This window comes from uncultured Roseobacter sp. (assembly GCF_947488185.1).
In the GTDB taxonomy this organism is placed as follows: domain Bacteria; phylum Pseudomonadota; class Alphaproteobacteria; order Rhodobacterales; family Rhodobacteraceae; genus Roseobacter.
The window spans coordinates 17,656-30,913 of sequence record NZ_CANKYM010000010.1; the positions used below are offsets into that span (position 1 = coordinate 17,656).

A 13,258-nucleotide genomic window follows, 5' to 3' on the forward strand; every position below is an offset into this window, starting at 1 on the left:
CCCGCGCAGAGGAAAGGCCCGCAGATGACCGATGCCTATGATCCGGAAGACGATGGTGCCAAGATGTCCTTTTCCAAGGACATGAGCTATGGCGATTATCTGGGGATGGACGGCATTCTCGGGGCGGCCAGGCCGCTGTCCAATGCCCATGACGAGATGCTGTTCATCGTGCAGCACCAGACGTCGGAGCTGTGGATGCGGCTGGTCTTGCATGAGTTGAGTTCTGCCCGCGAGTTGATGCTGCAGGGTAGGACGCAGGAGGTTTTCAAGATGCTGTCGCGGGTCGCGCGCATCTTTGAGCAGCTCAACAACGCGTGGGATGTGCTGCGCACCATGACGCCGAGCGATTACACCGCCTTTCGCGAGGATCTGGGCCAATCTTCGGGGTTTCAGTCGCATCAATACCGGCTGATCGAGTTCATCCTCGGCAACCGCAACCGCGCGATGATGAAGGTGCATGAGCATCGCACGGAACTGCACAGGATGCTGGACTATGAGCTGACGCAGCCGTCGCTTTACCATGTGGCGCTGCGGCTGCTGGAAAAGGAGGTGGGCGCGACCTTTGATCCGGCGATTTTCCACATGGACACGCCGCATGCGCCGGACCCGGCGGTCATGGACGCCTGGACAACGGTCTACAGGGACCCACATGCGCATTGGACGCTTTATGATCTGGCGGAAAAACTGGTCGATCTCGAAGACTACTTCCGGCGCTGGCGGTTCAACCACGTGACCACGGTGGAACGGATCATCGGGTTCAAACGCGGCACCGGCGGCACCAGTGGCGTGAAATACTTGCGCCGCATGCTCGAAGTGGAGTTATTCCCCGAGCTGTGGCACCTGCGCGGAGGATTGTGATGAGTTTGCCGAAAAAGCATCTGTTTGAGCTGCCGGAGGGTGTGATCTACCTTGATGGCAATTCGCTGGGGCCGCTGCCCAAGGGGGTCGTGGAGAAGGTACAGCAGGCGGTCACCGACGAGTGGGGGAAGGCCTTGATCCGGGGCTGGAACAGCTGCGGCTGGATGGATCAGCCAGGCCGCGTGGGCAATATGGTTGGCCGTCTCATCGGCGCGCCGGAGGGCAGCGTTGTCATGGGGGACACGCTCTCGATCAAGGTGTTTCAGGCCCTGTCAGCCGCATTGGCGATGCGTCCGGACCGCCGGGTGATCCTGTCGGACACCGGCAACTTTCCTACTGATCTTTACATGGCCGAAGGGCTTATTCGGCTGAAGGACGCCGGGTACGAGCTGCGCAAAGTGGCGCCTGAGGAGGTTGCGGAGGCCGCCAATAGCAATGTCGCGGTGGTCCTGCTGACCGAGGTGGATTACCGCACCGGGCGTAAACACGACATGAAGGCCCTGACCAAGGCGGCGCAGGCGGCAGGTGCGGTAATGATCTGGGATCTGGCGCATAGTGCCGGGGCTTTGGAAGTGGATATTGCCGGGGCAGGGTGCGAATTCGCGGTCGGCTGCACCTATAAATACCTCAACGGGGGGCCGGGTGCCCCGGCGTTCATCTACGTGAGGCCGGATCTGACAGAGCAGGCAGAGCCGGCGCTATCAGGCTGGTTGGGGCATAGCGCGCCCTTCGCATTTGATGTGACCTACACACCCGCGCCCTCAATTGAACGGATGCGCGTGGGCACACCGCCGGTGTTGCAGATGACGGCGCTGGAAGAGGCGTTGCGCCTTTGGGACCACGTGGAGATGGCGGACATCCGCGCCGCCTCTCTGGCGCTTTCGGAGCAGTTCATCGCCGAGGTGGAAGACCGCTGCCCGATGCTGAGCCTTGTAAGCCCGCGAGACGGATCACAGCGCGGCTCGCAGGTGTCTTTCGCCTTCGAGCATGGTTATGCCGCGATGCAGGCGTTGATTGATCGCGGCGTGATCGGCGATTTCCGCGCGCCCAATGTCATGCGCTTCGGCTTCACGCCGCTTTACCTGGAAGCGTCCGATGTAACGGCGGCGGTGGAGATCCTTGCAGATGTGCTCAACAACAGACTGTGGGACGATCCGAAGTATACAGCGCCCAAAAAGGTGACCTGATATTCGGCCCTCCCCGTCGGTGAGGCTGCGCTTACAGGGGCCCGCTTCGTGAGAGTCGCCTAAAGCGCCTCTGCGCTGACCAGGTGCACAGGACCGAAAGTCGACAAAGCCGGTGGTCGCACACGGGAACGGGTTCACCGTATCTGCGACCATCCGCACCGAGGCCACCGGCGTGTCGCGCAGGTCCATCGTCCGTCGGCGCCAATAGGGATCAACCCGTGTGACGCGAAGTTTTGCAGCTGTTCTTAGCTCTGGTTCCGAGAGATTCACGGGCGCGGCTTCTTGGTCAGGCCATGCATCAATTGGTCGAAAAGCCAGCGCATTGCAGGCGCCCCGGCAAGTACCAGAACAAGCCCGACAGTGACCAGGATTGCCGAAGCGATCTCGGCTGGACCGGCCGTTTCGCCAAGCACCGCGACACCAAGACCGAGTGTTACCACCGGTATCAGGGCGGGAAGAGTTGCACCCGCGACGGGGCCCAGCAGTTCGGCGGACCGGTTGAAAGCATAGATGGCGAAGACACTGACAAGGATACCCTGAAACCCGGCCTGGATCACCACGTCTACCAGCGGGGCTTCGGCAATCCGTTTGGGCAATACCACCAGATAAACAGGCAGGTAAAACATCGCTGACCCCACCGCAACAATGGCCGCCGCATTCAGCGCCGGGACAGCTGCACGACGGACGATCAGAACGTAGCTCGCCCACATGACGCCGGTCCCGACCAGGATCAGGTGACCGATCGTAACGATCCCCCCAGCAAGCGTGAACAGGAGGACGCCCATCGCCGTGACCGCCAATCCGGAAAAACGCGCGCGCCCGATCCTGTCGCCAAGGACCATCCGACCCAGCAGAACTGCGCCGATGGCCATCACCCCCGGATTGAGCGCGCCTGCTGCAGCAGCGGGCGCGGTTTCCAAGGCGAGAGAGATCAGCAGGACGTAGGGTGCCCCGAAGGCGATCACCATTGCGACCACGCCAGTTAACTGCAGCCTGTCCGTCCCTGTGCCGCGCAGTAGCACGACGGGCGACAGGATCAGGCCAGCGACACCAAATCGCAGAAGGGTCAGATCATAGGCGTTCAGGGATGTTGTGACCCCAAGCCGCAACATGATCAGGGAGCCCGACCATACAGTGATCGCCAGGCCCGCCCAACAGAGGCCGACGAGGGTGTTCCGCCGCGTGATTGACATGTCATCCCCTCTCTCCTTGGTCAGAGAATAGGTTTTGATCTGTGTCCAGAAAAACGATATGAATTGATCTTATGATTGAGAAAATCGAAACAATGAGCCTCGATGAGAGTAGAGACCCGGCAAACCGGACTCTGAATCTGGATGCGTTGCGCAGCTTCGTTGCAATCTGTGAGACCGGGTCATTTCGGCGCGCAGCGGCGCGGGTGAACAAGTCCCCGTCGGCAGTCAGCCTCCAGATTGGCAAGCTTGAAGAGATATTGGGCGCTCGGTTGCTGGATCGGGATGCCCGCCACGTTGCGCTTACGGATCATGGAGGGAAACTGCTGGGACAGGCCCGTCGCCTTTTGGGGCTGAATGACGAAACCCTTGCACTTTTCCAAGAATCTCCGCTTGTTGGGCACCTGCGTCTGTCGGCGTCTCATGATCTCGGCGTTTCTCTCGTGCCACGGCTGTTGCGGCGTCTCGCGGACGTTCATCCGGGCGTTCACGTCGATGTTCGGCTGGGGACAAGCGAAGCGGTACAGCAGGGCATCACGGACGGCACTGCGAACTTGGCTCTCTTCAACGATGTGGATGCATCCGGCATTCAGGCCCGAGAGCTTTTTTCGGAGCCTTTGAAATGGCTGGTTCTGGATGGTGGGCGCGCCGTTCGGCAAGATCCGCTTCCGCTTGCTGTGGCAGATGCCAGATGTGCGTGGCGCGACGCCGCCCTGAACGCATTGCAGGAGGCGGGTCGCGCCTATCGGGTGGCCTATTCAAGCGATACCTCCATGGGGCAGGTTGCTGCGCTTCGGGCGGATCTTGCAGTGGCCGCGTTGCCACAATCTCTCGCGGATCGTGATCTGGTCGAAGCACCCGCCGACTGTGGTCTTCCACAGCTTCCGCTTACCCACATTCGCGCGGCAGATGACGGCAGCGCATTGGCAAGGGCGCTTGTAACACTCGTGGCGGCAGAAATGCAGTCAGGTCGGAGCACGTCCGCGGCGTGGGGTCCGGGCATCGTGCCTCTTGCACGGCGATAAACGCACCCGCCCCAGTCTTGTCTCGATCGGACGTTGGCGGCAGCACGTGTTGCGCAATCTGCGGATCGGCGAAATGTGCAGCAAGCTCGATCTGTTCGATGGAGGGCAAAGGGGCAAAAGTGACTTTTGCCGCATAGAGGTTTCCGTCAGAGGGTGCGATTGTGGACCGCCCCGGCCACCTCCGCGACCATGAGGTCCGCCCGAAACAATGAACTCGTCCTCTCAAAGTTCGCGCCACACTGTTCCGGCCGCAATCATCGGCTTACCCACTCTTTGAAAATGTGCGCTGATTAGCCCGGCGATCCTGTCGCGAAATGTAAACGGCCCGAGGTGACCGGCTCCCTCAACCTCGACCACGCTGGCTTGCGGTGTCTCTGCTAACAGCAACTGGACGATCCTTTGCGTCTGCCGTTGGCTCTGGGTGCCAACCATCAGGGTTACGGGCAAATGCGCGGGCAGGGCGGCGCCGGGTGGTTCATAGAGTAAGGCACCGAAATCAAGCGGGCATTTTGGGATCCAGTCTATGAGCGCCGCACGGCGGTCACGGCGCAGCGCCTGCCATGTACCCACACCGCCCCAGAAATCCGTGAAAACCTGCGCTGCAAAGTCCGGGCATCCTTCCGCCACCGCGGTTTCTATCGCGACGGCGAGCGCTTCGATTTCTTCGAACAGCTTGCGGTCGCTCTGGTTTACGTGGCTAAGCAGGCCGAAAGATGTCGGCTCATATAGGCAAAGGGATAAGACACATTCCGGGTGATGACGGGCAATGTGGAGTGCGACGGCACCGCCATAGGAGTGCCCGACCAGATGCATCGGTGCCGCGTGATGGTGCAATGCATCAACAAGCGGTTTTGCCTCGTCGGCAAGCGTATAGGTCTTCCGTGACCAACCCCTTGTCATGGCCTCGGCTCCTGCCAAGGTGGGCAATATGAGCTCTGTTTCCTGCGCCAAGTGGGTGTTGAGATGCTGCCATTGCGTGCTGTCCGAGCCGGAACAATGCAACGCCAAGACAGCCGCGTCAGTATGGTGCATGTCTTGCGTCACGGTCGCTTTGGATTCTCCGTCGATCATCTGCATCTTGCACGGCTCCTTTGGTTGTCGATTGCGGTCCGATGGATCGTCCGGCGGTCACGTACATGGCGCAGCACCTGACCTCATGCGCCGTGAGAGGGGCCCCTGACAATCTCAATGGTAGGTCGACATCCACGCCAGAAAGTCAGCCGCCGTCGCGTGTATTCTAAGGTTGGGACTGGGTACTGATGAGTGTCAGATCAGCAAGGAGCGATCCATTTGGGCCATCGAAGTGGTCGAAAACCAGCAATGATCGGAACTTGCAGAGGGGCAGGGCGCTTTGCCTGTCTCAGATCTCGTGTTGAACGTACGCTACGTCTGCACCTGTTGACGGGTAAGAGCGGTATGCGCTTCTAAGGGCCGGTAGAGGCGCCGGTATGCGGTTGGCCCCAGGCCGGAGGTGCGCTTGAACAGGCGGCGGAAAAAAGCGACGTTCTCGTAGCCGACGTCCGCGGCAATGTCTTCCACGGATGCCTGACCGGACTCCAAAGCCCGTTTGGCGGCCTCGACCCGTAGATCCTGTGCGTAGCTGATGAGCGTCTGGCCGGTGGCCTGATTGAACCGTCGTTTCAGGCTCCGCTCCGGTATGCCAACTGCCTCAACGACGCCAGCAACAGGATCCGCGTCCCGGAAATTCTCGGCAAGCCAGGTTTCTGCACGACGCACGACGTTATCAGCATGCGGGCGGCGGACGATCCGGTTCGCATAGGGTAGTTGACCGTCTGGGTGCAGGTTCAGCAGGAAGAATTTTGCCGTCAGCATGGCTTCCTCCGGCGAAACGTGGTGCGCGATCGTGTAGAGTGCCAGATCATGCCACGAGCTGGCGCCCGCAGCGGTGACCAGACGCCCGGACGGATCGGAGAAGCAGATGCTGGGGCGCGGGTCAAATTTGACCCGCGGAAAGCTTTGTCGGAACAATCCTTCGAACGCCCAGTGCGATGTTGCGGGACGCCCGTCGAGAAGACCGGCAGCCGCAACCAGGACAGAGCCGACACAGACCGAGTATATCGTGGTGCCAGCCTCCCGGCACAGTCTGAGCCATTCCTTCACGTCATCGTACCGATCAGTCATGTCATCGCCGGGTGTGAGCCAGAATTCAGTGATGATCAACACATCAGGGATGTTGTCTGCGTCCATAGCGCAATGGGGGACAACCGGGATGCTGTGTGCACATTGAAAAGGCTTGCGCAGAGGGGAGACAATGCGCGGCACAAGAGTCGCCGGGGCCGGATCCATTCCCCTGCTTTCGCGGATCGGACGCCCCGCCGTGCTCAGCACCTCCAGCATTCCGTAGAGCGCTGCCGCCGAGCTTTCCTCAAGCGCAAGTAACTGGATGTCGATGGTGCGTCCTGCCGTCATGCAATTTTCTCTTAGTGGCACATATGGATCGTTTTCCCTCAAAACAGCACTAACGAGCCGGCGGGCAGGAGTCTAGAAAAATACCCATACGGCAGCAGACACATTCAATTCTGACCGCCGGCGTCTCCATAGGGAAAGGAAACAAAATGACGACAGAACTGATGAACGAGATTCAAAATGGCGTAAACGTTCAGGCATTGCTTGATGCGCGCACGGCGCTCGAAGCAGCACCAGAGGCGGCAAAATTCACCTGGCGTGCTCAATGTGAGTGGCTCGATGGCGTGCACAGCCGGACGTCGATATCTGGCTTCTTTGGCCTGGGAGAAGACAAGACGCGACCCTCTGCCCATGTGGTTGAGACCGATCATCCGGCTGAATTTGCGGCACCGGATGCCGCCGCGACCCCGGTTGAAGTCGTCCTGTCGGGGCTTGCCGGGTGCTTGACAGCAGGGGTCGCCGCAGTTGCAGAGAACCGCGGCGTCAAGTTGCGCTCTGTGAGCGCCAGCGTTGAGGCCGACATGGATATTGCGGGTATTCTTGGGATTGATGCGGACGTCCGAAACGGGTTCAGCGCCATTCGGGTCGAGTTTGATATCGACGCAGACGCATCTTCTGAAGACATCGCGGCCCTTGTTGCCCAGTCGCAAAAGCGCTCGGCGGTCTTTGACATCCTGACCAACCCCACCGCGGTACACGTCTCCACGACCGGTCAGAAGTAAGGCGGGCGCGTCATGACGAAGAGGACAAGACATCTGCCCATCCCGGTCTGGTGGAACGCTCTTGCCGGGCTTGCACAGGATACGACGGCGCGAAAATCGGCGCGGCGGATGCGCAGTGGCGTGGTCACTGGTGTGCAGATCTCTGATCATATCCTGCGCGACATCGGGCTGACACGCAGAGATGTTGAGCGCACATTCTCCCACCCCGCAAGAGGACCCGGCCTTTAAGAACGCGGGTCGCAGGCTTTGATCTGCGGCCTGCACTCCAGCATTGAAAATTCCCCCAGGCCAGAACGGAAAGGAATTCAGAAATGACCAGAAACCATGTGGATACAGCCATTGTCGGCGGGGGTCAGGCCGGGTTGGCGATGAGCCGTGAGCTCACCATGCGAGGCATCGACCATCTGGTCCTGGAAAAGGGCATGATTGGCAACGCGTGGCGTACGGCGCGTTGGGACAGCCTGCGGTTGCTGACGCCGAACTGGGCAAACGGATTGCCCGGTCGCCCCTACGGTGGGCCGTCATTTCATGGTTTCATGTCGGCAACGGAGTTTGCTGAAAGCCTGACACGCTATGCGTCATTCATTTCAGCACCGCTTGTGGAAAACGTTTGCGTCCACGGCGCGCGTGCTTTGCCGGGTGGCTTCGAACTGGCAACATCAGAGGGCCCGATATCCTGCAGGACGCTGGTGGCCGCCAGCGGTGGTGCCGTCCGACCGGTGGTGCCCGCGATGGCCACTGCGGTTCCTAAACATGTCTTTCAAACCGATCCGGGGTCTTACAAGCGGCCATCGGATTTGCCGGATGGAGGTGTACTGGTGGTTGGTGCGTCGGCCTCAGGCGTCCAGATCGCCCGCGAATTACAGCTCTCGGGGCGACGCGTCACACTGGCCGTCGGGACCCATGTCCGATTGCCCCGGAACTATCGCGGGCGGGATATCGAATGGTGGCTTGATGCCATTGGGGCGCTGGATGAAAGCCTGGACGACGTTGACGATCTGACACGGGTGCGGCGCACACCGTCTCCGCAGTTGATCGGCGGCACCGATCCGGTGGATCTGACAGCCCTCAACCGGCTTGGGGTGGAGATCGTCGGCAGGCTGACCGATATCCGGGGTGGACGGGCGCTGTTCTCGGGCGGGCTTGCGCACCTGTGCCAGGCCGCGGATCTCAAGCTTGGCCGGTTGCTCGACCGGATCGACATCTGGGCCGCTGAGAGGAGTCCCGGTGCGGCCCTGATGCCGTCTACACGGCCCTCGGCAACGCCGCTGCCGACGGCACCCCGGCTCAGTCTGGATTTCGGATCAGGCGAGATTGCATCCGTCGTCTGGGCCACCGGCTTCAGACCCGCGAATGAATGGTTTCGCGATTTGCCTGTCTTTGATCGTCGCGGAAGGCTTGTCCATGACGGCGGGATCGTTGCGGGGGCACCGGGCCTCTACGTGCTGGGGCTTCCCTTCCTGCGGCGACGGCGCTCCCTTCAGATCTCCGGTGCCGGGCCTGATACGCGCGACATTGCCCATCACCTCGACTTGCACCTGCGGCACAACGCTGCCGCCTGACACCACCACGCCAGATTTCAACCTCACCACGGCCCGTAATTTGCAGCCCTTGGAGACATCAACCATGACACTTCAGAGTATTCAAACTGACGCACCGGCGCATGACGGCACCCTGCGACACGCATCACGCGACCGTGGGCTGTTCCCGTCGATCCTCGACACGATTGGCCGCACTCCCATCGTGCGCATCAATAATCTGGGGCCGCGACATGTCGAGCTCTATGCCAAGCTTGAAGCCTTCAATCCGATGAGCTCGGTAAAGGATCGTTTGGCGCTGGCCGTGATTGAGGCAGCGGAACGCTCGGGCGATCTCAAACCGGGGCAAACAGTGATTGAGGCAACCTCCGGCAACACCGGTATTGCACTGGCGATGGTCTGTGCCCAGAAAGGGCATCCGCTGGTGATTGTGATGGCCGAGAATTTCAGCATCGAGCGTCGCGTGCTCATGCGCTTTCTCGGTGCGAAAGTTATCCTGACACCTGCTGCCGAGCGCGCAACCGGTATGATGGCCACTGCCGAGCGTCTGGCCACAGCACATGGCTGGTTCCTGTGCCGTCAGTTCGAAAACAACGCGAATATCGAAGCGCATCGCACAACAACGGCCCGCGAGATTCTCACCGATTTCAGCGAGGAAGGCCTCGATTATTGGGTATCCGGTTTTGGCACGGCGGGTACCCTGAAAGGCGTGGCGGAAGAGCTCAAACGCAAGAACCCAGCGACGCAGATTGTCGCGGTTGAACCGGAAAACGCTCAAATGCTCAACAGTGACGTTCTGCAGCCACGCCTGCCTGACGGGCGGCCCGCGCGCAGTCACCCGAATTCCCGCGCGCACCCTATTCAGGGGTGGTCGCCGGACTTCGTTTCGATTTTTGCGGAACAGGCGCTGTCATCTGGTCTGATTGACCGGTTCCAACCTGTTTCGGGTGCGGATGCCCTGCAGGTAGCGCGGCGCCTAGCGGCTCTGGAAGGGATATTTTGCGGTCCTAGCGGTGGCGCGACAATGGCAGCGGCCTTGGAGGTGGCAAAAGCCGCGCCCGATGGCGCGCGTATCCTCGCGATGATCCCTGACACTGGCGAGCGTTATCTGACAACACCGCTCTTTGACGATGTGCCAGTGACCATGACGGCCGAAGAAGCGAAAATCCTCGCCTCCGTGCCAAAACCACCCCGCCAACAGGCCCAAAATCGGCCTGACCAAGAGCCTGCGATCCCACCACAGGCATCCGTTTTTGTGGCTGCAGCGCTCGCGGATACAGACGCACCGGTCGTGATGTTCGGGTTCGAGTGGTGTGAATTTTGTTGGTCTGTCCGTAAAATCTTTGACCGTGCGGCAATCCCGTTTCAGGCGATTGACGTCGACAGCGCGGAGCTGCGTAAGGGCGATGCGGGCGGCCAGATTCTGCGGGCGCTGTTTGCGCGGACAGGCATGCGCACTGTCCCTCAGGTTTTCATCGGGGGCGAGCTTGTTGGCGGCGCAACGGAGGTTCTAAATGCCTTCGAGGATCGCACGCTTCATGCCCGCCTTGCCGCCTTGCCAAGGCCAATACGAGCCCAGCCCGTCGAAGACCCGCTCTCGCTTTTGCCACAGTGGTTGAATTCCACGAAAGGTCTTGGGTGATGGGGCGCTTTGCCAATGGCGCGCTGATCGACATCGCTGATGTCCTCGACCGTCCGGTCTGGACCTCGCTCACAAGCTGTCATGCGGGATTTGCGCTCGGACGCGGAGGAGCCCGCCGCTTCATGACCGAGGCTGCGCCCTTTGCGGCCGCACGGGACGACAGTGTGGAAAGCATTGTGAGCCTTGAACGCCTCATTGTTGCACAGGGCGGTGAGGCAAGGCTGATGCAGGCCGGGAAGGCCCCGGAGCTGCCAAACATACCCCCTGCTGAAACGGCGCCAGCCGTGCAGATGGTTGCCGGCCCTCAACTGTGTCCAAGCCTTTCGAACGACGCGGTCCGGCTCACCGGCACGGACGCGCCCGAAATGCAGGCGCTGGCTGCTCTGGCCGAGCCTGGCCCGTTCGAGCCGCTCACGCATCTGCTCGGCAGATTCTGGGGCATTCGCCGCAACAACCGGCTTATTGCGATGGCGGGCGAGCGGTTCAGACAGCCAGGTTTCACTGAGATCAGCGCCGTCTCGGTCCACCCGGCTTATAGGAGGCAAAGCCTTGGGTCATCGCTTGTCCGTCATACGGCCACCCACATTTTGGCGCGGGGCGACACGCCCTACCTGCACACTCTTGCGGACAACACCGATGCGATACGGATTTATGAGCGCCTTGGTTTTCAGACCCGGATTGATATGACCGTGACTTGGTTTTCGGCTTTGACCGACCTGACCACGGCAGGTGCCAACCACGCCGCACCCGGTAAACTGCGCTCCTTTCATGATATGTAAAAGGAAGCCGAACGGGCACTGCGAATGGCGGTGACCACTCGCTGTCGGCACAACAGATGTCCCAAGGTGCTACGCCAATGCAAAGGCGCAAGGCATCCACTATCGGATACGAACCTTCCGCGTAGGCTGCCGCAAGCGCGTCCTGCGTGTGTCGAAGGCCAGAAATGACTGCGGGCGACGGGATCGCTCTCTTTTCGGTCGGCCAGTCCACGGCATCCAGCAGACAGATGAAAGTGGTGATATGGTTCTTCGGAACCTGACCGGTTGCGGATTTTGCCGCGTTCATCTCCAAGACGCCTTTTACGAAGTCTTCGACAGCTTGGTTCACTGCCGTGCTCTTGTCTGCTCCCAGAGCCATCCTTGGCAGTCTTCCAAGGCTATGCTCCTGTGTAGGTGGGTGTCCGCCGTGCAATCCAAGCACTCAACCCTTCATGAACGTCTTTCGTGGCCGCCATCCGTGCGAATTGCTCACGCTCGATCAGCAAGCCTTCATCGATGGTTGTGTTGATCCCCCGCGTCACCGCCGTGATAATCCGCGACACGGCGAGCGGTGAATGCCGGACAATGCGTTCAGCCAGATCGAAAGCGGCAGGCAACAGTGCGTCGTGCGGAACGATCTTGTTCACCAATCCCATCTCATACCCCCGTTGCGGCGAGAAGGTGTCTCCCGTGAGAAGCAACTCCAGCGCGCGCTTTCGACCCGCAAGACGCGGCAATCGCTGCGTGCCCCCAAACGTGGGAGGTATTCCGATGTTTATTTCCGGTTTTGCAAACAAGGCCTTTTCGCTCGCCACTGCAAGATGAACGGCCTCGGTGATCTCGCATCCCCCTCCGAAGGCGATCCCGTTGACGGCGGCAATGATGGGCTTCGGGAAGGCTTCCAGCCTGGCGGTCATGATCTGACCACGTCTGCAAAATTCCCGGACTGCGATATCAACGCCCGCTTTGATGCTCTCCGTGAATTCATGAATATCTCCCCCTGCCGAAAACGCCCGCTCGCCAGCACCGGTCAGGACGACGGCCCTGATTGTCGGATCAGTTTCGATTGAGGCGAGCAACTCAAGAAGTCGGTCATTTGTGGCGTAGTTAAGAGCGTTCAGCTTTTCAGGCCTGTTCAGGGTCAGAAGGGCAATAGCCCCTTTTTGTTCATATTTTACCAAGTGCGACATGACGGTCTCCATTCGATTTCGCAGACCATATCGAGACGGAGAATTGACGTATACTCACTGTGTAGTATACATAGCCATGTCACCTGAAAATCGATCTGCTAAAGACCGCATCCTGGATGCTGCCAACCGCTTGTTCTATAGCGAGGGTATTCGCGCTGTGAGCGTTGACGCCATTGCTGCAAAAGCGGGCATTACCAAAAAGACGCTCTATTATCACTTCAAGAGCAAGGACGATCTGATCACGGCTTATCTGACGTCCCGCGATCAACCGAATCTGGCACTGTTCAGAACATGGTTTGACAATGCCGAGGGCAAGCTTGCTGATAAGGTCGAAGCTATTTTCTCGAATCTGTCGCAGTCTGCACGTCATCCGAAATGGAAAGGCTGTGGTTTTCTGCGCACGGCTGCCGAGCTGGCAAATATGCCGGGTCATCCGGCTATGAAAGTCGGTGCTGCACATAAGAAGAAATTCGAAGCCTGGCTTTGTGAAGAGTTTCAGGATCACGAAACGAAGAACCCGGGTGAACTGGCCCGGCATGTCGTTTTGCTCATGGATGGTGCTTTCTCAACCGTCCTTGTACATCAAGATCCGGAGTATCTTGTGTCTGCTGGACGGGCGGCAAGGGCGATGGTCGCGGAAGCGTCTTGATGGCTTCGGAGCATTGGATTGCGAACAGCGTCGAGCCGGGGCCTCGCAATGACGGCGCATTTGTCCACTTTG

At 59.9% G+C, this 13,258-nt stretch carries 13 protein-coding genes; 9 read left to right on the forward strand and 4 right to left on the reverse strand.

Annotated elements, in window-relative coordinates; genetic code table 11:
* Positions 1–24 precede the first annotated feature (24 nt).
* Together Q1A52_RS22360 and kynU are read left to right on the forward strand one after the other, a co-directional pair.
* The gene (locus Q1A52_RS22360) at positions 25–858 is read left to right on the forward strand and encodes a tryptophan 2,3-dioxygenase family protein (protein WP_300020003.1); all 834 of its coding nucleotides are present in this window, start codon (positions 25–27) and stop codon (positions 856–858) included.
* Positions 858–2,045, forward strand: a complete 1,188-nt coding sequence (kynU, locus tag Q1A52_RS22365; RefSeq protein ID WP_300020005.1) for a kynureninase — start codon at positions 858–860, stop codon at positions 2,043–2,045. The genes Q1A52_RS22360 and kynU overlap by 1 nt, the downstream gene beginning before the upstream one ends.
* Before the next feature lie 266 nt (positions 2,046–2,311).
* On the opposite strand, the gene Q1A52_RS22370 is transcribed toward kynU, so the two are convergent.
* Positions 2,312–3,238, reverse strand: a complete 927-nt coding sequence (locus Q1A52_RS22370; protein WP_300020007.1) for a DMT family transporter — start codon at positions 3,236–3,238, stop codon at positions 2,312–2,314.
* A gap of 92 nt (positions 3,239–3,330) precedes the next feature.
* Here Q1A52_RS22370 and Q1A52_RS22375 point away from each other — a divergent pair, with 92 nt between their 5' ends.
* Positions 3,331–4,260: a LysR substrate-binding domain-containing protein gene (locus Q1A52_RS22375; protein ID WP_300020009.1), complete on the forward strand. Its 930-nt coding sequence runs from the start codon at positions 3,331–3,333 to the stop codon at positions 4,258–4,260.
* Between the two features lie 222 nt (positions 4,261–4,482).
* Here Q1A52_RS22375 and Q1A52_RS22380 read toward each other — a convergent pair whose 3' ends face one another.
* Together Q1A52_RS22380 and Q1A52_RS22385 are read right to left on the reverse strand one after the other, a co-directional pair.
* A complete protein-coding gene (locus tag Q1A52_RS22380) occupies positions 4,483–5,337 on the reverse strand; it encodes an alpha/beta hydrolase (RefSeq protein ID WP_300020010.1) in 855 nt (284 codons plus the stop codon).
* A gap of 306 nt (positions 5,338–5,643) precedes the next feature.
* A complete protein-coding gene (locus Q1A52_RS22385) occupies positions 5,644–6,690 on the reverse strand; it encodes a GlxA family transcriptional regulator (RefSeq protein ID WP_300020012.1) in 1,047 nt (348 codons plus the stop codon).
* Between the two features lie 146 nt (positions 6,691–6,836).
* Here Q1A52_RS22385 and Q1A52_RS22390 point away from each other — a divergent pair, with 146 nt between their 5' ends.
* The 5 genes from Q1A52_RS22390 (at position 6,837) to Q1A52_RS22415 (ending at position 11,368) form a co-directional block, all read left to right on the forward strand.
* Positions 6,837–7,409, forward strand: coding sequence for an OsmC family protein (locus tag Q1A52_RS22390; protein ID WP_300020014.1), 573 nt, complete (start codon positions 6,837–6,839; stop codon positions 7,407–7,409).
* 12 nt (positions 7,410–7,421) lie between these two features.
* Complete coding sequence (locus Q1A52_RS22395) at positions 7,422–7,637, forward strand: hypothetical protein (RefSeq protein WP_300020016.1); 216 nt, start codon at positions 7,422–7,424, stop codon at positions 7,635–7,637.
* Between the two features lie 83 nt (positions 7,638–7,720).
* Positions 7,721–8,971 carry an NAD(P)-binding domain-containing protein gene (locus tag Q1A52_RS22400; protein WP_300020018.1) on the forward strand — a complete coding sequence of 417 codons (1,251 nt, stop codon included), beginning with the start codon at positions 7,721–7,723 and terminating at the stop codon, positions 8,969–8,971.
* Positions 8,972–9,035: 64 nt separating this feature from the next.
* On the forward strand, positions 9,036–10,589 hold the full coding sequence (locus Q1A52_RS22405) for a pyridoxal-phosphate dependent enzyme (RefSeq protein ID WP_367278086.1): 1,554 nt from the start codon (positions 9,036–9,038) through the stop codon (positions 10,587–10,589).
* Positions 10,589–11,368: a GNAT family N-acetyltransferase gene (locus Q1A52_RS22415; RefSeq protein WP_300020063.1), complete on the forward strand. Its 780-nt coding sequence runs from the start codon at positions 10,589–10,591 to the stop codon at positions 11,366–11,368. The genes Q1A52_RS22405 and Q1A52_RS22415 overlap by 1 nt, the downstream gene beginning before the upstream one ends.
* A gap of 377 nt (positions 11,369–11,745) precedes the next feature.
* Here the strand turns inward: Q1A52_RS22415 and Q1A52_RS22420 are convergent, their stop codons facing one another.
* Positions 11,746–12,549: a crotonase/enoyl-CoA hydratase family protein gene (locus Q1A52_RS22420; protein ID WP_300020020.1), complete on the reverse strand. Its 804-nt coding sequence runs from the start codon at positions 12,547–12,549 to the stop codon at positions 11,746–11,748.
* A gap of 64 nt (positions 12,550–12,613) precedes the next feature.
* On the opposite strand from Q1A52_RS22420, the gene Q1A52_RS22425 reads away from it, so the two are divergent.
* Positions 12,614–13,186 (forward strand): TetR/AcrR family transcriptional regulator, encoded by a 573-nt coding sequence (locus tag Q1A52_RS22425; protein WP_300020022.1) that lies wholly within the window; start codon positions 12,614–12,616, stop codon positions 13,184–13,186.
* Positions 13,187–13,258: the final 72 nt, after the last annotated feature.

Coding starts and splice junctions, on each gene's coding strand:
- Q1A52_RS22360 (WP_300020003.1), top strand. CDS start 25: ATGACCGATGCCTATGATCCGGAAGACGATGGTGCCAAGATGTCCTTT.
- kynU (WP_300020005.1), top strand. CDS start 858: ATGAGTTTGCCGAAAAAGCATCTGTTTGAGCTGCCGGAGGGTGTGATC.
- Q1A52_RS22370 (WP_300020007.1), bottom strand. CDS start 3,238: ATGTCAATCACGCGGCGGAACACCCTCGTCGGCCTCTGTTGGGCGGGC.
- Q1A52_RS22375 (WP_300020009.1), top strand. CDS start 3,331: ATGAGCCTCGATGAGAGTAGAGACCCGGCAAACCGGACTCTGAATCTG.
- Q1A52_RS22380 (WP_300020010.1), bottom strand. CDS start 5,337: ATGCAGATGATCGACGGAGAATCCAAAGCGACCGTGACGCAAGACATG.
- Q1A52_RS22385 (WP_300020012.1), bottom strand. CDS start 6,690: ATGACGGCAGGACGCACCATCGACATCCAGTTACTTGCGCTTGAGGAA.
- Q1A52_RS22390 (WP_300020014.1), top strand. CDS start 6,837: ATGACGACAGAACTGATGAACGAGATTCAAAATGGCGTAAACGTTCAG.
- Q1A52_RS22395 (WP_300020016.1), top strand. CDS start 7,422: ATGACGAAGAGGACAAGACATCTGCCCATCCCGGTCTGGTGGAACGCT.
- Q1A52_RS22400 (WP_300020018.1), top strand. CDS start 7,721: ATGACCAGAAACCATGTGGATACAGCCATTGTCGGCGGGGGTCAGGCC.
- Q1A52_RS22405 (WP_367278086.1), top strand. CDS start 9,036: ATGACACTTCAGAGTATTCAAACTGACGCACCGGCGCATGACGGCACC.
- Q1A52_RS22415 (WP_300020063.1), top strand. CDS start 10,589: ATGGGGCGCTTTGCCAATGGCGCGCTGATCGACATCGCTGATGTCCTC.
- Q1A52_RS22420 (WP_300020020.1), bottom strand. CDS start 12,549: ATGGAGACCGTCATGTCGCACTTGGTAAAATATGAACAAAAAGGGGCT.
- Q1A52_RS22425 (WP_300020022.1), top strand. CDS start 12,614: ATGTCACCTGAAAATCGATCTGCTAAAGACCGCATCCTGGATGCTGCC.